Source organism: Vagococcus proximus (assembly GCF_029143285.1).
GTDB lineage: Bacteria > Bacillota > Bacilli > Lactobacillales > Vagococcaceae > Vagococcus_D > Vagococcus_D proximus.
This window is the reverse complement of record NZ_JAPDSH010000001.1, coordinates 49,165-69,794: the sequence shown is the minus strand read 5'-3', so window position 1 is coordinate 69,794 and position 20,630 is coordinate 49,165. Positions and strand designations below refer to the sequence as shown.

The following is a 20,630-nucleotide window of genomic DNA, read 5'->3' as shown; positions in this document are numbered from 1 at the left end:
AACGCCGAAGAGTTCTCTTCGACGTTTTTTATTTTTTACAACTTCTATTCTTTTTTACCTTTTTGCATGAAATAAACAATCGCTCCAATAATAACTACCGCAACAGCCCCGATAATTCCTTTATTAGATTTTATATCTTTTTTAACTTCTGAATCTTGTTCTTCTTTAGTTTCAGAAGTCGCTTCTTTTTCATCTTTAGCTTTATCTTTTTTATCCGCTTTTACTTCTACTTTTCGTCCTACTTCAGGCGCTTTTACCTTTTCACCATCTGCTTCTAGTTTTTTGAAGTAATTAACAAAGATCGACGTATCTGTATCCATCGCTGTTAAAAGTTTTCCTTTTGTGAAACTCTTAAAGCCATCACCACCACCAAACAAGAAGTCATTAATAATGATGTTATAATTTTTATCATCTTTAATAGCGTGACCATCTTTATCAGTTATATCAATAACTTCAAAATCATCGCCTACACCAGAGTAAGTATAGTTTAATCCTGAAATTTGTAAGAAATAATGTAACTTTCCATTTTTGTGTTGTTCGTTCAATGCACTTCGTAAATCTTTACCGCTAATTTCAACAACTTGTAAGATATTCCCAAATGGTTGAACCGTTTGAATAGCCCCCCAAGTGAAGTTCCCTTCTTTGTCTGCGATTAAATCAGCACGTATTCCACCGTTGTTAGTAAGAGCAAAGTCTGCTTTAACGACCTTACCATTCTCATCTTTTAATTCTTCATTATTTGCCATATATAATTGCGCATCTGTTATTAAATTACCCAGTGGAGACTCACTGTGTGCATTATAATCCTTTGTAATCACCTGACGGCCTTCAGCATCTTTTGTTAACGTTTCAGTATCAGCAGAAACTACTTTAGCTTCTGTGATAGGTTTTATTAAGTCATTAGCTTCTGTCACAATAGCTTGAACGTCTTTGTCCTGTTTCTCTTCATCAACATCTGTCGTCGGCTTGATTTCTGCTTCTGGTGTCTTTGCAAAATCTTTTGTCTCAGGGTCTAATTCACCACGCAAGTCAATATACGCTTTTCCTTGTGAGGTACTCTGAACAATCCTTACATCATTTTTTCCTTTAATCACACCGTTGGTAAATTGATGATTATGACCCGCGAATACAACGTCAATACTATTTTCTGGATCTAATTTATCCACATTAGACATGATATCAACAATCTCGCCTTGAACCTCACCTTTATTACTTGTCGCTGCTATGTGTGACACGACAACAATCGCATTAACACCTTCTTTTTCTCGTAACTCTTTTGAGTATTTAGCCATTGTTTCAGCTTCATCTAACACTTTATAATCTTGAGTATGCTGAGCTAGTACTAAATTAGGGAATTCAGAAGTCACAATTCCTAAATAAGCTACTTTAACTGCCTCATCACCTTCACCGTATGTTTTAATCGTGTAAGGTTTAAAACCATAAGGAATTTCACCTTTCTTGCCATGATCACCATCTGTTTTGTTTTCAATATTTGCGACAACAATTTCTTGTTTTGAAGCCTCTCTCGGATAGTTAGCCACCACATCCCAAAGTTTGTCATCCATATTTTCACCAAAATCTTCTCTAACTGGCGCTTTTCCATCTATGATTCGTTTAAATTCTTTGAGACCTTCATCAAACTCATGATTTCCTAGTGTCCCTATTGTAAAATTCATTGCATCAAAAGCTCTGACAGTTGGCTCATCTTGTAATAATGCTGAATTCGCTGGACTTGCCCCGACCATATCACCTGCTTGTAATCGAACTGTTTCAGCTTTATCATTGCCTTTCTTAAATTCAGCCTCTGCTTCATTTAAATGGACAGCTAAGTTAGCTACTCGTCCGACATCTTCATATTTCTCATCCTCTATGAATGCTGTAGATGTCGCATCAATAGCGCCATGAAAATCATTCAATCCTAACATTTGGATTGGAATAGTATTTTCTGCTGCTTCAACTTTTGTTCCTAAACCGGTCATTCCTACACCTAAAACTGCTGCTAATACCACTTGACTTGATAGTACTTTCCAATGTTTCATAAATCCAGGACCCCTTTATTAGATATTTAAAGCTATTTCACTTTAACATTGTATGCGTTTTCATTCAAGAGTTTTCGTACTTTTTACTTTAATTAATTTTAAAATCATATTTCACAAACTTTAAATTTGATAATAACACTCATTATCTGTAAAATTTAAGTATTAGTTAATTAAAGGAGCTTTTATGCAAAATTCAAAACTTACTAAAACAATAGTATCAACCGCAACAACGATAATCGATTTACTTCTAATCGTCCTGTCCTTAGGACTTGCAGCTGAAATGGTTCTTAAACTTGTTTCAATTGCTAAATTAATTGCAAATAACAGTGAAACCTTACTTGTCATTGACGAAGTCTTACTTTTTTTCTTGCTATTTGAATTCATTGTTATGGTCTTTACTTATATACAAGAATCACACCATATTCCTGTTAACATGTTGATTTACATTACGATTACGTCTATCTTGAGACATACAATAGGTAATCCTAGCTCGGCACTGGATACGCTTTTAACAGCCATTGCAATTTTAGTGTTGGTAGGTTCTATTGTCCTACTCAAACGATTTAACAAATAAAACTCTCCCACAAATTGTGAGAGAGTTTTTTTATGTAACTATTGATGTGTCAGATCATTTACTATAAGGCTAACCACATCTTCTTGTTTTAATTCACTGGTTAATAATACTTCACCTGGTAATCCTAGATAATCTTTATCTAACCACCATGACTTAATTCTATCCTTGCCAAATAAATTTGATTTTCCACTATTACTATGACGATTTAAAGTTTCTTCAAAAGGTATATCATAATAATATATCAAAACATTTTCATCAAAAAATTTAGATAACTCTAGAAATATTTCTCTATAAATTTTATTCCCTAATATTCCTTCTATCAATACAATATCAGCACACCCTTTACCAAATTCCGCAATATGCTTGATTAATGAAGCTGTAGGATTTTCTTTTCTATCCTTAACATTTAGCATTCTTAAGCGAATTTCATCCTGAGAAATAACCATAACTTTTCCCCTAGGGAAAGAATCTTGTATTAATTTAGCAGTGGTTGTTTTTCCACTACGAGAATTTCCTCTTAAAATAACTAATGTACTCATACACACCCTCCAATTTATTAGCTTATTAAATGAATTTATTTTTTTATACATAATAAAAAAGAGCTCACCACAAAGGATGAACTCTTGTAAACGTTGAGTTTAATAGTTTTATCAGAGATAAAATTATTCAGCAGCGTTTTCGTCTTTAAGACCATATTTTTTGTTGAAACGATCCACACGACCATCTGCTTGAGTGAATTTTTGACGTCCAGTGTAGAATGGGTGTGAGTCAGAACTGATTTCCATACGGATTAATGGGTATGTGTTACCATCTTCCCATTCAACAGTTTCTTCTGATGTTTTTGTTGAACCTGATAAGAATTTGAATCCAGTAGTTGAATCCATAAATACTACAGGCACATAATTAGGATGGATATTTTCTTTCATAATTAAGCTCTCCTTTGCCCTGAGTCATTTGCTGAATCAGAGTTGTTTTTATGTTTATAACACTAATATGATAACACATTTGTATAAGTGTGACAATCTATTTTTTAGTTTTAGCTGGTTTGTCTTTTGACTTTACTGATCTAAACGCTTCAAATAATTGTTTATTATTATCTGTTCTGCGTAAGAAATTAAGTAATTGATCTGTATACTCTAACGAATCACCTTTCATATGGCGTCTTAGGTGCCAAACTTCTTCCAATTCTGCCTCAGACAATAATAAATCTTCCTTACGTGTGCCAGAACGTTTCACATCAACTGCTGGGAAAATACGTCGCTCTGCTAATTCACGAGAAAGGTGTAATTCCATATTACCAGTTCCTTTAAACTCTTCATAAATCACATCATCCATACGGCTACCCGTATCAACTAAAGCAGTTGCTAAAATAGTTAAACTTCCACCTTCTTCAATATTACGAGCCGCACCGAAGAACCGTTTAGGCTTAAATAAAGCGGCAGGATCAATACCTCCACTTAATGTTCTACCACTTGGCGGAACGACTAAGTTATAAGCTCTCGCTAACCGAGTAATACTATCCATTAAAATAACAACATCACGTTTATCTTCTACAAGACGCATTGCACGCTCTAAAACTAACTCAGCCACACGTGTATGGTTTTGAGGTTGTAAATCAAAAGTTGATGATACAACATCAGCTTTTACGCTACGTTCAATATCTGTTACTTCTTCAGGCCGTTCATCGATTAATAAAACAATCAATTCTACTTCTGGATGATTTTCTGTAATACCATTAGCAATTTCTTTAATAATTGATGTTTTACCTGCTTTTGGCGGTGCTACAATCAAACCACGTTGACCAAAACCAACTGGCGCAAAGCAATCAATCATTCGCGTACTTAAACGACCTTTAGTTGTTTCCAGCTTCAATTGCTTATTAGGATAAAGAGCTGTTAGTGCTGGAAAATGTGGACGTTGCTTTGCTTCATCCGGATTTTTACCATTAACAGACTCAACATGCATCAGCCCATAATAACGCTCTGATTCTTTAGGCGGTCTAGCTTTCCCTGCTACTTTATCCCCATTTCTCAGGTCAAAACGACGAATCTGAGAAGATGAGATATAGATGTCTTCTTGACTAGAAGAATAATTAATCGGTCTTAAAAAACCATACCCTTCTTGAGATACAACATCTAAAACCCCTTCCATCATAAAGAACCCTTGCTTTTCAGCTTGGGCTCTAATGACGGCTAAGGATAATTCTTTCTTATTCATTTGACTATAATAAGGAATCTTAAAGTCTTTAGCGTAAGTATACAATTCTTTTAGGGTTTTTGTTTCAAGTTCCCCCATTGTTAAATAATCTTTAGCACTTTTTATCATAGGTTAGTCCTCTTCAATCATTCGAATGTCGGCACCTAAAGTTGTTAATTTCTCAATAATTGAATCATACCCTCTTAAGATATGTTCTACATTTGTTACTTTTGTTTCACCCTCGGCAATAAGTCCAGCTGTAACTAAACATGCTCCAGCACGTAGATCACTTGCGGCAACTTCTGCACCCTGTAATTTATTTGGTCCTTCAAGGATTATTAAATTACCTTCAACACGAGCATCTGCACCCATACGAGCTAATTCAGGAATATGATTAACACGTTTTTGGTAAATCGTATCAACTAATGTACTTTCGCCTTTAGCTAATAACATAAGTGGTGTTAACGGTTGTTGTAAATCAGTTGCAAAACCTGGATAAGGTTGTGTTTTGATACTTGTTCCTTTTAGTTCCTTAATAGGATGAACGAAGATTGAATCTTCTCCAATTTCAAGTTCAACACCCATCTCTTCCAATTTTGAAATAAAACTTTCAATATGTTCGTGAATAACATTTTTAACTAAAACACCTTCACCAGCTGCTGCAGCCATTGAAATATAAGTTCCTGCTTCAATACGATCAGGAATAATAGTATGACGACAACCATGTAATTCTTTAACACCATCAATTCTGATTTCATCAGTTCCTGCGCCACGGATTTTAGCACCCATATTATTTAGTAATGTCGCTACATCAATAATTTCAGGTTCTTTTGCTGCATTTTCAATAATTGTACGTCCTTCAGCTTTAACAGCTGCTAACATCACATTGATTGTTGCGCCAATAGAAACAACATCCATGAAAATACGTGCTCCTTGAAGCCCTTCTTTAGTGGCATCTAAATAAGTTGCACCGTGTTCAGTTTTAACATCTGCACCTAATGCTTCAAATCCTTTAATGTGTAAGTCGATTGGACGAGGTCCTAAGAAACAGCCTCCAGGAAGTCCTACAACACCTTCGCCAAATTTACCTAATAAAGCACCCATAAAGTAATATGATGCTCTTAAACTGCTGATTTTACCACTTGGCATTGGTACTGAAACCATACCTGTTGGATCAATTACCATTTGATTATCTTTTAATGTTACTTTAACACCCATAATTTCAAGAATTTCTTTTAATGAATGGACATCACTGATATCTGGCATACCATCTAATGTCACAGGAGAGTCCGCTAAGATAGCTGCAGGAATTAAAGCCACCGCACTGTTTTTCGCTCCGTTGATTGTCACTTCACCTTTTAGAGGATTTCCCCCGTTAATAACAAATTTTTTCATATTTTCTCACATTCCTTAAAACTGCTGAGCAGTTATTTTTCATTAGTAATTTTTTTACTTCAATCTTACTTATTTTATCACAGTTTTTGATTATAAAAAAGTACCTATTAATTATACCTAAAATCATCTATAAAACAATAACCTTACGCAATTTCTTGAACCCCTTTAAAAAAACTGTTCATATAACATCAATTTATCTAAGATAGAACCACAAATGAATCCCATTTGGATCATCTATTTGAAGTAAATCCCCTGCCCTACTTAAATAAAATTCTTGATTATTTTCTTTTAAATAATTTGAAAGATGTGCAATAGATTGTTTGTTTGGCATTTTAAATGCTAAATAATCCAGCCCCAAAACATCGTCTTCACTTGGTAGTCCTGAACGCATCTCAAATTGAAGCGCACCAATTTTATTTTTGCTAGGCTGATAGATACGTCTTTCTTTATAAGTTTGGGTATAAAAACCTAATATTTTCTGATAAAACACATGACTTTTTTCTTCATCAACAACATCCAACTTAATCTTTCCCAGTATAGGGGCACTATTTTCAAAATAAAGCGCCTCTTCAAAACAAATCGATAAATGATTTCCTTCTGGGTCAACTACATTTATCTTTAAGCCTTGGCCTACTTTTGAATACTCATACTTGTAATTTGCGTTTCTAAAATTAGTCTCAACTTGTTCAAAGGACTCCCGTGTTGGGAAGTACAGTGAATAGTCAAGTAATCCATTACGATTTTCCGTCGTTTTGTAGCTATCTGGATCTTCATATAACGAGAAAAGGGTGTCGTTATTAGCCTTAGTTCCTACGTAAGCAATCCCATTCTCTTCAATTAAAACATCTAAATTCAATAGTTCTTTATAAAAAAACAATTCCTTATCAATATCTTTAACTTTCAGAGCAATAACATCTAACACAGGAGCTAATAGTCGGCCAGTCAACATGTTTTTTTCGCTACCTTTCTAGAAAATATTTAACAAATGTTATCCTATCATTTTTTTTCCAAAATTAACAGTAATACGCAAAAAAAAAGGGTCTCTTTTAAAAAGAAACCCTCTTTTTTACATCTCAACTGTATCAGAAAACTGACTATTATATAAATCTGCATAAAATCCATTTTTAGCCATTAAGACATCATGATTTCCTGTTTCCATAATAGACCCTTGATTCATAACAATGATATTATCTGCATCTCTAATAGTAGATAATCTATGAGCTACTACAAAACTTGTTCTACCTTTAAGTAGACGATTCATTGCTTGTTGAATTAATACTTCAGTACGTGTATCTACACTTGAAGTCGCTTCATCTAAAATCAAAATTTCAGGATTAGCAAGGAACGCACGTGCGATGGTAATCAATTGACGCTGACCTTGAGAAATATTACTTGCATCTTCATTTAATACTGTATCATAACCTTCTGGTAAGCGACGAACAAACTCATCTGCATGGGCTGCTTTAGCTGCCTTATAAACTTGTTCTTCTGTCGCATTAGGGTTACCGTAATGAATATTATCGTAAATAGAACCGGTGAATAACCAGCTATCTTGTAAGACAATCGAGAAACGGGCACGTAATTCTTCACGTGTCATATCTCGAACATCTTGACCGTCTAATTTAATAGAACCACCACTAACATCATAGAAACGTTCTAATAAATTAATAAGCGTCGTTTTACCAGCACCTGTTGGGCCAACGATAGCAATCATTTCGCCTTCATCTACCTCTAAATCAAACCCTGTCATTAATAATTCTGACTCATCGTACCCAAACTGGACATCATCAAAAATTACTTTTTTAGACGTTTCAACTACAGGATAATCAGATTTTTCATCTGACATTTCTTGTTCATCCAAGACTTCAAAGACACGTTCCGCCGAAGCAATTGTTGATTGAATGGTATTCATCAAGTTGGCAATTTGCGTTAAAGGCTGTGAGAATTGTTTGGTATATTGTAAGAATGCCTGAACATCCCCTAAATCCATGTTCCCATTTGCTACTTTGATCCCACCAAGTACCGCAACTAAAACATACCCAATATTTTTTATGAAGTTCATCAAAGGCATAATCATCGCAGAAATAAATTGAGCTTTACGTCCTGCTTCATATAATTTTTCATTTTGTTCTTCAAATACTTCAATAGCTTGAGACTCATAATTAAAACTTTTAATAACATTGTGACCACCATAAGTTTCTTCGGTTTGATTGTTTAATAGTCCCAAACTTTTTTGTTGTTGGCTAAAGTATTTTTGGGATTTAGGCGCTACTACCATTACAACAATCAAACTTAGCGGAACAGTTGCTAACGCAACTAATGTTAATTGCCAGCTAATTGATAACATCATCGCCAAGACACCGACTACTGTCACAATACTCGTCACAAATTGTGTCAAACTTTGTTGCAACGTGCTCGAAATATTATCCATATCATTAATTGCACGAGACATAATATCTCCATTTGAATGCGTATCATAATAATGAATCGGTACTTTATTCATTTTCACCTTTAACTCTTGACGCATTTGGTACACTGTACGCTGTGAAACACGTGTCATGATAAATTGTTGGGTGAAACTAAAGATTGCTGAGATAGCATACATCCCAATAACGATCAATAAAATCTGACCGATTTTATCAAAGTCAATTGGAAACTTTTCAAGAGGTGTTCCTGCTTTGGCTTGAGCTACCCCTTTCATAATTCCGTTATAAATTTCGGTTGTTGCCTTACCTAATACCTTAGGTGTACTAATTTGAAAGATAGTTGCTGCGATTGCTAGTACAAATACTAATAGAATCGCATACGCACGTTTGGACATATATCTAAGTAAACGTTTCGTTGTTCCCCAGAAATTTTTTGCCTTTTCAGGCTTCGTTCCTAAAGCTGCTCCTGGTCCACCACGTCTTCCACTCATGCAATCTCCTCCTCTCTCATTTGAGAACTAATAATTTCTTGGTAGGTTTCACATGATTCTTTTAACTCATCATGCGTTCCTTGCCCTACTATTTTACCTTCATCAATTACTAAAATTAAATCTGCGTCAATAACGGTACTAATACGTTGGGCTACAATAACGACAATTTCTTCTTTAATATCTTTTTTAAGTGCGTCACGTAACTTAGCATCTGTTTTAAAGTCAAGTGCGGAGAACGAATCATCGAATACAAAGACGTCTGCCTCTTTGACCAAGGCTCTAGCAATACATAGACGTTGACGTTGTCCGCCAGAGAAGTTCCCTCCACCTTGTTCAACGTGACTATCTAAGCCTTCTTCTAATTCAGAGACAAAGGTTTTAGCTTGAGCAATTTCTAATGCATGCCACAATTCTTCATCTATCGCATTTTCTTTCCCATACTGTAAGTTCTCTCTAATTGTTCCTGTAAATAACATTGCTTTTTGTGGAACAAATCCAATATGATCGACTAATTCTTCTTTATCCACTGTGTTAACTGGAACACCGTTTAATTTAATTTCGCCAGATTCAATGTCAAAGAAACGGGGAATTAGATTAACTAAAGTTGTTTTACCAGACCCTGTTCCACCGATAATAGCTAACGTTTCGCCACCTTTTAGTGAAAAATTAACATCTTTAAGAGCTAGATTTTCAGCCCCTTTATAGCGATAATCCACGTGATCAAATTCTAATGATACATTCTCTTGAGTAGTAGATAACGCTGTTGGTGTTTTCGGTTGTTCTAAATCATCTTCTAAATCTAGAACTTCATTGATACGAACCGCTGATGCTTGTGCACGAGGAACCATAATGAAAATCATAGATAGCGTTAAGAAACTAATTAAAATTTCTGTCGCATAAGTCATAAAGGCAATCATGTGCCCTACTTCCATTTTCATATCAGCAATCAAATGACTGCCTTGCCATACAATTAATATTGTCGTTCCACTCATAATAACTGTCACAATCGGAATCATCATAGCCATAATTGTATTTACTTTAATTGCTGTTGAAACAAAATCGTGATTGGCTTCATCAAAACGATCTGCTTCATAGTCTCCACGATTAAAAGCTCGAATAACACGAACTCCCGTTAAACCTTCACGGAAAACTAAATTGAGTCTATCTGTTTTCTTTTGCATGCTCTTAAATAGAGGAACCGCAAAGTACATCACAATTCCGATAAAGACAATTAAAATTGGAATCGTAATTAAAAAGACCTTCGTTAACTCAGCATTTTTTTGGTACGCCAAGAAACTTGCCCCCACTAATGTAATCGGAGCATGAATCATCAGACGTAAAAACATTTGAGCAACCATCTGAATTTGATTCACGTCATTTGTTGTACGTGTAATCAAAGATGCCGTCCCAAATTTATCCATTTGATTATGAGACGCGTGGCTCACCTTAGAGAAAATTTCAGAACGTAATTGTTTTCCTAATTTTTGTGCTTCTTTTGTTGCAAAATAAGTATTTCCAATTGCTGCTAGTATACTGATAAAAGAAAATCCTATCATAACACCACCCACAGACCAGATATAAGGAATATCGCCTTGAGCAACTCCCTTATCAATAATATTAGATGTTAGTGTTGGTAGATACAAATCACTCATTACCTGAACCAACATGAAGCCCAAAGCTACAAATACCGACACTAAGGACATACGTTTAACTATTTTTAACATTCATCTTCACCTACCTCATTTTTATACACACCATATTGCAACCAACCCAATTTTGTTGCAAACTCTTCTTTGATGTCACTAACACTCACTTTTTCACCACGTACTTCCTGTTTATACGCATGGTTAATCGATGTAAACATCATACCCGTCACTAATTTAACTAGCATAATCAGTTCTTTATCATTCGAAAATCTCAATTGACTTGTATCGATAATATCCATCATCGTTTCGATTTTCTCTTTATGTTCTGATTTACGTTGTTCTTTAAGTTTCGCGTAATGAGCTTCTTGAGAAATTTCAGGTGAAACTCGTGCTGTTCCTTTAAAATCTAAATACATAAACAGATTTTTATAAAAAGCTGAGTTTGGACCATACAATGCCTCTTCAAACCAACGATTAAAATAGACTACCGCTGCTTCAAATAAATTACCATTAGACTGCTTTAATAAACTTTCAAAATCGCTCTTACTAGACAAACGTAACGTGTCGAAATAATAGTAGTACAAATCATCTTTATCTTCAAAATACTGATAAAAACTACCACGTGAAATCCCTGCAAGCTTAACAATTTTAGCAATTGACGCATCTTGTAAGGGTACTCTTGAAAATTCTTTTTGAGCAGCTTCCATCAAACGTTCTTGCTTTTCTGACGGTAAATTAAAAAAAGTTTCCTTAGGCATTACGTTTCCTCCATTCTCCTCCAAAATATATGACAGGTTGTCATATGACACTACGTCATTATATATGACAACCTGTCATATTGCAACAAAAAAAGAAGCAGCTCATAGCTACTTCTTTTAAAAATATTATTTTTTAGCTTGCTCACGACGTGCAATGGCAGGCATAATCATACCTAATGCAATTAAAACGATTGGTGTCGCAATATTTAAAGCCAATTGGAAAATATACTCTGTTTGGTGAGTCGCATAGTCTACTTTTGGTACCATACCAAAGATACATGCTAATGCTGTGAATAAGAATAACCACCAACCTACGATATAACCAATTTTAGGATTTTTAATAAATTTATAGTCTGATTCGAATTCAGTATGTTTTTTATTAATCCAGATAAAGGCCAAGAATACCCACATGTAGCGCATAGGCATTACAACTGAATTTAAGTTTGTTAACCATTTGAATAATTCATTCATGTTACCAATACCTAATGAAGGCAATACGATTAAGATCGTTACCAGAATACCAGTGAAGATATAACCATTAACCGGTGTTCCTTTTTTGTTTACTTTAGATAATTTAGATGGAATATAGTTAGGATCCGCATCTGAAAGTAAAATCTTAAGTGGTGCATCAATAGAGAATGCTAATGCAGAAATTTGTGCTAATGAGTTAGCAATCGCATATAAAATAACGAATAATGGTCCTACATTATAGAACACACCTAAACGTTGGAATGCTTCATAAGCACCATTAACCATTAAATCTTCAGGAATATTATTAGCATCAAAAATCATACCCATTGCAACTGAACCTAATAGTGCACAGACTGCAACCATACCCGCTAAAATTAACATCCCTTTAGGAAACTCTTTAGATGGGTTTTTAGTATTATTTACGTAAGGTGAGATTTTTTCACAACCACCTACTGCGAATACTAACATTGAAACTGTTGTTAAATATGAGAAATTAAACTTAGGAATATAAGTTGAAATTTGACCCATATTTGGTGTCGCAATATCTGAACCCGTTAAAGCTGGAGCTGATACTGCTAATAAGATAAATAGTAATGACATAACGAACATTGCAGTTCCTGCCATGTTACCAATCATTTTAAGTGTTGTTAATCCTTTTGAAGCAATCCATAGGAAAATCAAGAAAATAACTAAACAAATAAGTGATACCAATTTCGCATCTACCGTATTTACAAAGTTACCATTTCCTTTGAATAACCAGCTTAACGCTACTAAAATCCCTTGAGGTTTTTGAGCTAGATACGGAATATGTACAACCCAATACGTCCAAGCTGCATAGTATGCTAACTTAGTTGTTGATGTTTCTTTAATCCAAGATGAAACACCCCCAGCTGAATCTTTAAATGTCGAACCTAGTTGCCCTACACTTAGTGCATAAGGAACAAAATATAATGCCATGATCAAAATCCAAGATACTACTACCGTCAACCCTTGTTGAGCGAAGTTATTTACAACGTTACCTAAACCCCATACTGCTACGAAGGCCATTAAGGCAATATTGTACCAACGCAATTGCTTTTCGTTCATCGTTTACTCTCCTTATTAAAGTTATAGTTAATAAATCCTCCTTAAGTTTAATCGCTTGTACTTTTATTAGCAATATGGAATCTGTCATTATCATTAAAATTTAATTAATAAATAACACTAAAATTCAAACAAAAAAATAACGCACCAACAATGTAAGCGATTACCTTGTTGGTGCGTTAACTTTTACAATTATTAGTATTATCTCATGATATCTAGGTTAGGATTCTCTAAGAATTGGTCAATGTGTCGTTTAGACAATATTGGACTATCCCCTTGAGTAGTATGAGCTAATACAGAACTCCCTGTTGCAAAATTAACAAGATCTTGAAGTGAACTCTTTTCTAAATACTTTGCAATAATACCAGCAGCATAAGCATCTCCCGTCCCTATTCTATCTAACGTGTAAACGGGATAGAAAGGCGATAAAGCATAGTCAGACTCTGTATAAACAAACCCTTGCACAAATCGAGTGGTGGTTTCAATTTTCTTATTTGTTCCTGCAAATAATTTGATTTTATTATCTGCTAAGAATTTCTGAACAATCAGCCCATAATTTGATTCCTTGTACTTTGTTTCTAATTCTAATAGTTCAATTAAATCACGATTTGAACCTAACACGATAGATGCATAACCTAACATCTCTTCGTAGTCTTTCCTGATCAAATTTAAATCGGATTCATAAGCTAGAGACGGACGGTAATTAAAATCAAAACAAACCTCTTTCCCTATCTCGAAAGCAGTTTTTGCTAATGACAGTGCAGCATTCCTCGTTTCTGGTGTCAAAATCAATGAAATCCCACAAATATGAACTAAATCGACTGATTGAATAGCATCACGTAATTCCTCTTCTGACCAAGTACTTAAACAAAACGAACTATGAGCTCTATCCAAGTAAGTAACTTCTGACGGACGATTACCGTAACCTTGCTCAAGAAAATAAAGCCCAATATGATTGCCGCCTTGTTTAATAAAACGATCTGATACACCTAATCTACGAACATCAGCTTTAGCCGCATCCCCTACACGGTTATCAGGTAATTGTGTAAGTAATGCTGTTTCGTATCCAAAATGAGCTAGACCGCTCAAAACATTTAGACCTGTCCCCGTAAAATTCAACCGCGCTTCATTCGTTTGTTCAATTGTACGATTTTGTGCCATGGCAACACGCAACATAACTTCTCCAAAAGCTAGAATTTTCTTTTTATTTTCAGTCATAATGTTTCCCTTCAATTATCCGACTAATTTTTTTACAATGGTTAATAACGTCACAACATCTTCAGGTCTTGTATCGCCAGTTTCACTGTCAATAATTGAACTGTAAACATGAGGAATAACTTTTTTTACGCCAGCATCTAAAGCGATTTTTAGAATAGCTTCAAAATTTTGTAAATCAATGCCACCTGTTGGTTCTAAATAAAAATCATGTGTAGCACACGCTTCTGCTACTACTTTAAATTCATCAATATGTTTTAAACCTTTCATATTAAAATATTTAATTGAGCTTGCTCCCATATCTTTTAGTAACGCAATAGCTGTTTCCACAGGAATTTCAGCTACTGGTGCTTGGCTACTTAATGGCCCTGTTGCGATATTAACAAATCCAGGACGACCTGTTGGTGAAACTAAAGCATTTACTACTGTTTCATCTTGTTTTAAGGCAGTACGTGATGCACCTGCACCAGTAAATACTTGATTAACATGTTGTGGCTGCAGGACTTCTGATAAACGTGTCACCATTTGACTTTGATTAGGGTCCCCTGCACCAAGTCCAACTGATAACGCATTACCTGTTGCAGCTTGATATTTTTTCATATCCTCAATCGCCAAGTCATCTGTTGCATAATTTTTAGATAAAACACCTAATACCACATGACCTTCTGCCGCTTCATAACACGCTTTAGCATTTTCAATTGAATTAGCGAGTACATTTAAACACACTCTATCTTGATAATAATTTGGTATTTTTTTCATTATTAGTTCCTTCTTTCTTTATTTCGCGACAATTTCACGTAAACGGTCAACAATTTTGTTCATCTCATTTTTTGATACTGCTCTGATGTCAAATTCAATAATCCCATTATTTGCTCGGTATTCACGGGTGTATACCGCCGGACTTTCTGCTTTTAAGTCACCGATTATTTCTTTAGCATTAAGATTTTCTGCCACTTTTACTTCGGCACGGTAAATTTCTCTACCTGCTCCATCTTGTACACAGGTTGCTGTAATACCTGGTACTGTATTTAAGTCTTCTAAAAACGGAATTAAACGATGTTTCATTGACTCGCCATCTTCACTACCGTTTGCTAAATAATCTTCAATCGCTTGAGTAAAGCCAAGCACATTTTCTTTTCCAATCTTCATTGAACGCGCCATGCCTAATGACTGTAGGCTAACCCATTCCATATACGGCTGTTTCCCCACTACAAGGCCTGAACTTGGTCCTTCAATCGCTTTAGCACCACTAAAAATAATTAAGTCTGCGCCAAGTTCAACATAATAACTTAACTCTTCCTCCGCTGCTGCATCTAAAATCAACGGTAGGTTATGACGATGTGCGACTTCAATCGCTTCTTGAATGGCTAGCATACTTTTTTGAACAGTATGATGACTCTTTACATACAAGATAGCTGCCGTTTTATCTGTTATCATCATCTCTATGTCTTCTGATGTACAACGATTGGCATAGCCTGCCTCAACAACTTTTCCACCGCCTTGGGCAATCATTAAGTCAATCCCTGTCCCGTAATCAACATTATGACCTTTAGGAATGATAATCTCACGCGCTTCGCCTCTATCTTCATAAGGATGATATAAGTGATAACGTGACCCTTTTCCAATGACAGCTGCTACTGATTGAGCAATACCTGCTGAAGCACTTGAGACAACCTGTGCACCTTCTGAGCCAACTAATTTGGCAATATACCGTCCTGTTTGGCTCATTAATTCAGACATTTCATAAAAATTATTGCCGCCTTCGATTTGGGCATTTTGAACATTTTTTGACACTTTTGATACACCTAAAATTGTCATTTTTCCTGACGCATTAATTACTTCTTTTAATTGATATTTTTCATGACTACTTTGCATTGTATATCTCGCCTCCTACAATCGCCAACTCGGGTATAATTTGTTTTTTTACTTGTCGTGTATTGCCATTAGAATCGGTTAATGTCTTCCTTTCTTCATTTAAAGAAAAGACTGTAAAGTCAGCATCTGCACCAACTTCTAGACGACCTTTACCTGTTAAATCAAAATACTCTGCGGGTTTAACCGTAATTTTTTCAATTAACTCGGGTAAATTATACCCCACTTCCAGCAATTTTTCTAATGTCGTTGCTAAATCATGGACAGGACCATCTTCACGATTACGATGGTAAATATCTGTACTAATCGTTGCCGCTTTTAATTTTTCCTTAAAAGCAATCTCAGCTACGTGGAAATTAAAACTATCTGTCCCGTGGCCAATGTCAAAAATAATACCTTTTTCATAAGCATCAAATACAAACGATTTAATAGAATCGTCAGAAGCCAAAATACCATTTTCTTTACCATTGAAGCAATGTGTCACAATATCCCCTGCCTCAAGTTCTTTTAAAATATCAGATAACTCTGGAGGAGCCGAACCTATATGAACCATCAGAGGTAAGTCACCGGTTGCTTTTTGAATACGCTTTGCCCAGATTAGAGGCTCTAAGCCATTCTCACCAATTACTGAAGCACTCATCCGTGCCTTAAGCCCGATAATAAAATCAGGATATTTATTTATGGCATTTTTAATCGATTCTTCACTTAGTCTTTCCATATCAGCTAATTCATCTTGTTTCACAATACCCGTTTTAGAAATATTAATCAGAGCTAAAACGTCAGTCTTCGCCTTTATAGCATGCGCATGAAAGTCTCCGATATTGTCTGCACCAGTTGAGCCAGCATCAATAACTGTGGTCACACCCTTTTTTATACCAATCTCATCAGGAAAATCATAATAAAGCGACATCTTTTCATAACAGTGGACATGACTATCAATCCAACCAGCAGAAAGAAACTGACTATCTTTTAATGTTAAAACATCACGTCCCTCTTCATATAACTTTTCTGAGATTACAGTAATTTTGCCATCAGTAACACCTATCTCTAAGCTATCGCCTGTGACTGTTTTAGCATTTTTTATGATCAAATCAAACATTCTAGTCACTTCCTTCCGTTGTAAATTTGAATTTTGTCCATGGTAGTAAATAATCCAATAATACTAATTCCTTTTCATTTACTTGTCCCACTTTATTTTTACGTGTATCTGAATGTGCTTCTAAACAGATTTGTAATTCATTTTTATACTTACCAAAATTATCATTTCCGATTAAAACATCTCCACGTTGAAATTCTACCTCATTATTGTGTGCTAGATTTGTTTCATGTTTGTATTTTTTCCTAACTTCCGTAGAACGAACCATTTGTGACGTAATATCACCACGTCTAAAATGCTGTTCTGCTAAAACAATTTGTTTTTCAACATCGTTCGCTTGTGCCACAAACTCAACTGTCAAACTAAGTTGATATCGGTCTACATTTGCCATCTCTGCCAACTCTTCATCTGAAGCATACGCATTTCCAATCACAACATCGTCAATTAAGCCTGTCGCAAACAATTGCTTTGTTTGAACATGTATAGGTAAATGACGATGAGATTCTAATGTTGGTAAACCATCATTAATATCCCATGGTCCCATTTTTCCACTCTGAGACGTTACAAACGCTGCTGTTCTTATTCCTTGTTTTTTAAAACGCTCACTGCATTTTACAAAGAAATCATAAGGAAGAGCACTTCCTTCTTGTGGATAAAAATTATGACAGCCGTATAGGAACGGTTTATTCGCTTGATACGTTAAAATATTATCTAGATAAGCAACATCATTACTCATATTTAATTCAATTTTTAAACCATAAGGGTTATAAGTCAACATCGCTTCTTTATTTCCATCAAATCCCATATCAAGTCTGATACCATCCGCTCCTAATTCAGCAAAAAAAGTTAAATCATCATATGAAATACCTAAATCTTCAAAAATAACAGGCGCAATGTCTAGAATAACTTCGTAGCTCAATTCCTTAGCAACAGTTATTATTTTTTGAAACTTTTCTTTCACCTTGTCTTTCCCTTCAGTCACTTCAAGCATGCTTATAAACAGTCTTGAAAAACCTAATTTAGACGCACGTGTTAGATACTCTTTGTCCTCTGTAAACTCACTGTGATCTGGGTAAATTGAAACTCCTAGTCTTCTATTCATTATACTTCCCTCTATCTTTGGTTATTTTTGTTCTAATGCTTCTTTTTCCAATTGTTGTTTTTCAAATACTTTGAAGAATGGATAATAGATTGCTAACGCTATAAAGTAATTTACAATAACTAAAATAGCCGCTGGTATACTCCAGTTAGTACTCATCCATGCCGCTATTGGCGATGGGATAGCAAATGGTAGTCTAGCAACCATCATTGGCACTACATCTGTTACTGTTAAGAAATATGAAAGTGTTGTTGTTACAAGTGGTGCTAAAATAAATGGGATTCCTAAGATTGGATTCATTACAATCGGAGCTCCAAAAATAACTGGCTCATTGATATTAAATAAACCTGGTAGGAATGAAAGTTTTCCTAAACTTTTTAGATATTTAGATTTTGAAATCATCATTAGAGTAACTAACGCTAAGGTTGTTCCGGCTCCACCAATCCAAATGAACCATTGTAAAAACTGTTCCGTAAAGATATTTGGCATTTGATGAGCGTTGGCCCCCGCATTAAACGCATCAATGTTTTCAGCAATTGAAATATCCCAAAATGGACGAATAACTGGCCCCATTATAGCAGGCCCGTGAATTCCTAAAACCCAAAAGAACGTAATTAAGAAAACAGTTAACAGACCACCTAATAAACTATTTCCAGCTAATACATCTTTTAATGGCATTAATAGTGTGCTTAAAAATGTACTAATATCAAAGTTTAAAATGTAACGAATAAACCAGAAAAATAAAATAATAACTAATGCTGGTAGCAGCGCAATAAACGAGTTTGAAACCTCTGGCGGTACACCTTCTGGCATTTTAATTGTAATATTCTTTTTCTTCATAAAGTTAAAAATTTCTACAGCTACTATAGCCGACACCATCGCACCAAATAATGAAGAAGAGCTAAGATTTGCTAGATTTAAATAACGTCCAGTATCTACAACATCTGGAACTCCCTCTACTACATGTATTGGCTTGACTGTTGAAATAAGAAAGGCAAGCAAAGCAAGCAACCCACTAGACATTTCATCTAAATTATAGCTTCTTGCTAAGTTTGTAGCGATACCAAAAGTGGCATAGAGAGACATGATTCCTACTGTGTATCTAAAAGGAATATCCAACATTGGTTTATAAGGTTCAATAATTGCAGCAACTGATTCAATTGGAATATTCAACAAGATTGTAAAAAAAGATCCTACAATAATTAATGGCATTGTTGCTATCAAACCTTTTCTAATGGCAGTCATGTGTCGTTGCGATCCTACTTTATTAGCAACAGGCATAACCTTCGCTTCTAAAAACTCTACTAATTTATTCATTTTTTTCTCCAAACATAGTTTATTAATCGCGATTGAGTTAATTATAACATTATAACGTTATAATGCAATCGTTTTTAAAATAAAAAAAGTAGTCTAGAAATTTTCTAGACTACTTTCTTTATATCTCAAAATCTATTTCATACGGATATTTTTCAGTATTATAAAGAGCTACCGATACTTCAATAACCTCATCATTTTGGTCAAATGTTCTTCTCACACGTTTTAGAACATGCGTTTCATTTGTTTTTAATATTTCTTGTTCTTCCGCTCCTAAAATACTAGTAGAGAACTGGTCTTTAAAGTGGCTGACAATGAAATTTTTACTTGCTAGCAAATGATACAGAGAAGCAACATCCAACTTATCTGATACCTCTTTATAAAGACTACCATCAATATAATGATTAAAAATAATATAGGGTTCTCTATCTAATTTATACAACCTTGAAATTTTTGTTACTGTCGATCCAAAACATTTGAAATAAGGATGATCGCTCTCTAAATTCTCTTGTGTGATAGATACTATTTCTTTAGTTATATTTTGACCTTTTTTTTCTAAAATGGTTGAAAAAGAATCACCTTTAGACAACTTATTAAATAAACGATTACTAATAACCGTTGTTCCCTTACCACTTTTCTTTTCAACGTATCCTTGATTAGCTAATACTTCTATCGCTTTTCTAATTGTAATCTTACTTACACCGAATAAAGCTTCAAAATCAGTCTCTGTGGGTAACATTGACCCTACCGGATAGACATTATTTTGAATGTCATTTTTTATCGTATCGGCAATATCTAAATAAAGAACACTCTTTCTTTTCATTTAACAACTACCTTCCTTTTCTTCTCCCAACTTGTATCGTAGGACTACTCACCTTCATTATACAAAAAAAAAGAGCTTTTAGCTCTCTTTTTACTTTTAAATCTAAATATTTTTTTTAATAAATAACACAAA

Annotated in this window: 18 protein-coding genes; 1 reads left to right on the top strand and 17 read right to left on the bottom strand. The window is 34.8% G+C overall.

Annotated features, from left to right (window positions below; translation table 11 throughout):
* Positions 1-44: 44 nt before the first annotated feature.
* A complete protein-coding gene (locus tag OL233_RS00370) occupies positions 45-2,039 on the bottom strand; it encodes a bifunctional metallophosphatase/5'-nucleotidase (RefSeq protein ID WP_275470399.1) in 1,995 nt (664 codons plus the stop codon).
* A 184-nt stretch (positions 2,040-2,223) separates the two neighbouring features.
* Between OL233_RS00370 and OL233_RS00365 the strand changes: the two genes are divergently transcribed.
* Positions 2,224-2,613: a phosphate-starvation-inducible PsiE family protein gene (locus OL233_RS00365; protein WP_275470398.1), complete on the top strand. Its 390-nt coding sequence runs from the start codon at positions 2,224-2,226 to the stop codon at positions 2,611-2,613.
* Between the two features lie 38 nt (positions 2,614-2,651).
* Here OL233_RS00365 and OL233_RS00360 read toward each other — a convergent pair whose 3' ends face one another.
* The 16 genes from OL233_RS00360 to OL233_RS00285 all read right to left on the bottom strand — a co-directional run bounded on the left by OL233_RS00360 (position 2,652) and on the right by OL233_RS00285 (position 20,498).
* Entirely contained in the window at positions 2,652-3,152 is a 501-nt protein-coding gene (locus OL233_RS00360; RefSeq protein ID WP_275470397.1) for a P-loop NTPase family protein, read from the bottom strand.
* 123 nt (positions 3,153-3,275) lie between these two features.
* Positions 3,276-3,539, bottom strand: a complete 264-nt coding sequence (locus tag OL233_RS00355; RefSeq protein WP_126831085.1) for a type B 50S ribosomal protein L31 — start codon at positions 3,537-3,539, stop codon at positions 3,276-3,278.
* 97 nt (positions 3,540-3,636) lie between these two features.
* Positions 3,637-4,938 carry a transcription termination factor Rho gene (gene rho / locus OL233_RS00350; protein ID WP_275470396.1) on the bottom strand — a complete coding sequence of 434 codons (1,302 nt, stop codon included), beginning with the start codon at positions 4,936-4,938 and terminating at the stop codon, positions 3,637-3,639.
* A 3-nt stretch (positions 4,939-4,941) separates the two neighbouring features.
* Positions 4,942-6,204, bottom strand: a complete 1,263-nt coding sequence (murA, locus tag OL233_RS00345) for a UDP-N-acetylglucosamine 1-carboxyvinyltransferase (protein ID WP_275470395.1) — start codon at positions 6,202-6,204, stop codon at positions 4,942-4,944.
* A gap of 193 nt (positions 6,205-6,397) precedes the next feature.
* A complete protein-coding gene (locus OL233_RS00340) occupies positions 6,398-7,153 on the bottom strand; it encodes a CppA C-terminal domain-containing protein (protein WP_275470394.1) in 756 nt (251 codons plus the stop codon).
* Between the two features lie 117 nt (positions 7,154-7,270).
* Positions 7,271-9,121: an ABC transporter ATP-binding protein gene (locus OL233_RS00335; protein ID WP_275470393.1), complete on the bottom strand. Its 1,851-nt coding sequence runs from the start codon at positions 9,119-9,121 to the stop codon at positions 7,271-7,273.
* Positions 9,118-10,845: an ABC transporter ATP-binding protein gene (locus tag OL233_RS00330; RefSeq protein ID WP_275470392.1), complete on the bottom strand. Its 1,728-nt coding sequence runs from the start codon at positions 10,843-10,845 to the stop codon at positions 9,118-9,120. The genes OL233_RS00335 and OL233_RS00330 overlap by 4 nt, the downstream gene beginning before the upstream one ends.
* Entirely contained in the window at positions 10,839-11,525 is a 687-nt protein-coding gene (locus OL233_RS00325) for a TetR/AcrR family transcriptional regulator (protein ID WP_275470391.1), read from the bottom strand. Before OL233_RS00325 ends, OL233_RS00330 begins: the two co-directional genes overlap by 7 nt.
* Positions 11,526-11,651: 126 nt before the next feature.
* Positions 11,652-13,082 (bottom strand): APC family permease, encoded by a 1,431-nt coding sequence (locus OL233_RS00320; RefSeq protein ID WP_275470390.1) that lies wholly within the window; start codon positions 13,080-13,082, stop codon positions 11,652-11,654.
* 198 nt (positions 13,083-13,280) lie between these two features.
* Positions 13,281-14,297: a sugar kinase gene (locus OL233_RS00315; RefSeq protein WP_275470389.1), complete on the bottom strand. Its 1,017-nt coding sequence runs from the start codon at positions 14,295-14,297 to the stop codon at positions 13,281-13,283.
* Positions 14,298-14,312: 15 nt separating this feature from the next.
* Complete coding sequence (gene dagF, locus OL233_RS00310; RefSeq protein ID WP_275470388.1) at positions 14,313-15,053, bottom strand: 2-dehydro-3-deoxy-phosphogluconate aldolase; 741 nt, start codon at positions 15,051-15,053, stop codon at positions 14,313-14,315.
* A gap of 18 nt (positions 15,054-15,071) precedes the next feature.
* On the bottom strand, positions 15,072-16,169 hold the full coding sequence (locus tag OL233_RS00305; protein WP_275470387.1) for a DgaE family pyridoxal phosphate-dependent ammonia lyase: 1,098 nt from the start codon (positions 16,167-16,169) through the stop codon (positions 15,072-15,074).
* A complete protein-coding gene (locus tag OL233_RS00300) occupies positions 16,159-17,265 on the bottom strand; it encodes an amidohydrolase/deacetylase family metallohydrolase (RefSeq protein ID WP_275470386.1) in 1,107 nt (368 codons plus the stop codon). Before OL233_RS00300 ends, OL233_RS00305 begins: the two co-directional genes overlap by 11 nt.
* Before the next feature lies 1 nt (position 17,266).
* A complete protein-coding gene (locus tag OL233_RS00295; protein WP_275470385.1) occupies positions 17,267-18,364 on the bottom strand; it encodes a DUF871 domain-containing protein in 1,098 nt (365 codons plus the stop codon).
* A 21-nt stretch (positions 18,365-18,385) separates the two neighbouring features.
* Positions 18,386-19,678, bottom strand: a complete 1,293-nt coding sequence (locus tag OL233_RS00290) for a PTS sugar transporter subunit IIC (protein ID WP_275470384.1) — start codon at positions 19,676-19,678, stop codon at positions 18,386-18,388.
* 118 nt (positions 19,679-19,796) lie between these two features.
* Positions 19,797-20,498 (bottom strand): GntR family transcriptional regulator, encoded by a 702-nt coding sequence (locus OL233_RS00285; RefSeq protein ID WP_275470383.1) that lies wholly within the window; start codon positions 20,496-20,498, stop codon positions 19,797-19,799.
* Positions 20,499-20,630: the final 132 nt, after the last annotated feature.

Bases quoted from the DNA above. Each gene is read 5' to 3' on its own strand.
- OL233_RS00305 (WP_275470387.1), bottom strand. From the start codon at position 16,169: ATGCAAAGTAGTCATGAAAAATATCAATTAAAAGAAGTAATTAATGCG.
- OL233_RS00325 (WP_275470391.1), bottom strand. From the start codon at position 11,525: ATGCCTAAGGAAACTTTTTTTAATTTACCGTCAGAAAAGCAAGAACGT.
- OL233_RS00295 (WP_275470385.1), bottom strand. From the start codon at position 18,364: ATGAATAGAAGACTAGGAGTTTCAATTTACCCAGATCACAGTGAGTTT.
- murA (WP_275470395.1), bottom strand. From the start codon at position 6,204: ATGAAAAAATTTGTTATTAACGGGGGAAATCCTCTAAAAGGTGAAGTG.
- OL233_RS00330 (WP_275470392.1), bottom strand. From the start codon at position 10,845: ATGTTAAAAATAGTTAAACGTATGTCCTTAGTGTCGGTATTTGTAGCT.
- OL233_RS00340 (WP_275470394.1), bottom strand. From the start codon at position 7,153: ATGTTGACTGGCCGACTATTAGCTCCTGTGTTAGATGTTATTGCTCTG.
- OL233_RS00365 (WP_275470398.1), top strand. From the start codon at position 2,224: ATGCAAAATTCAAAACTTACTAAAACAATAGTATCAACCGCAACAACG.
- dagF (WP_275470388.1), bottom strand. From the start codon at position 15,053: ATGAAAAAAATACCAAATTATTATCAAGATAGAGTGTGTTTAAATGTA.
- OL233_RS00355 (WP_126831085.1), bottom strand. From the start codon at position 3,539: ATGAAAGAAAATATCCATCCTAATTATGTGCCTGTAGTATTTATGGAT.
- OL233_RS00315 (WP_275470389.1), bottom strand. From the start codon at position 14,297: ATGACTGAAAATAAAAAGAAAATTCTAGCTTTTGGAGAAGTTATGTTG.
- OL233_RS00300 (WP_275470386.1), bottom strand. From the start codon at position 17,265: ATGTTTGATTTGATCATAAAAAATGCTAAAACAGTCACAGGCGATAGC.
- rho (WP_275470396.1), bottom strand. From the start codon at position 4,938: ATGATAAAAAGTGCTAAAGATTATTTAACAATGGGGGAACTTGAAACA.
- OL233_RS00285 (WP_275470383.1), bottom strand. From the start codon at position 20,498: ATGAAAAGAAAGAGTGTTCTTTATTTAGATATTGCCGATACGATAAAA.
- OL233_RS00335 (WP_275470393.1), bottom strand. From the start codon at position 9,121: ATGAGTGGAAGACGTGGTGGACCAGGAGCAGCTTTAGGAACGAAGCCT.
- OL233_RS00370 (WP_275470399.1), bottom strand. From the start codon at position 2,039: ATGAAACATTGGAAAGTACTATCAAGTCAAGTGGTATTAGCAGCAGTT.
- OL233_RS00290 (WP_275470384.1), bottom strand. From the start codon at position 19,678: ATGAATAAATTAGTAGAGTTTTTAGAAGCGAAGGTTATGCCTGTTGCT.
- OL233_RS00320 (WP_275470390.1), bottom strand. From the start codon at position 13,082: ATGAACGAAAAGCAATTGCGTTGGTACAATATTGCCTTAATGGCCTTC.
- OL233_RS00360 (WP_275470397.1), bottom strand. From the start codon at position 3,152: ATGAGTACATTAGTTATTTTAAGAGGAAATTCTCGTAGTGGAAAAACA.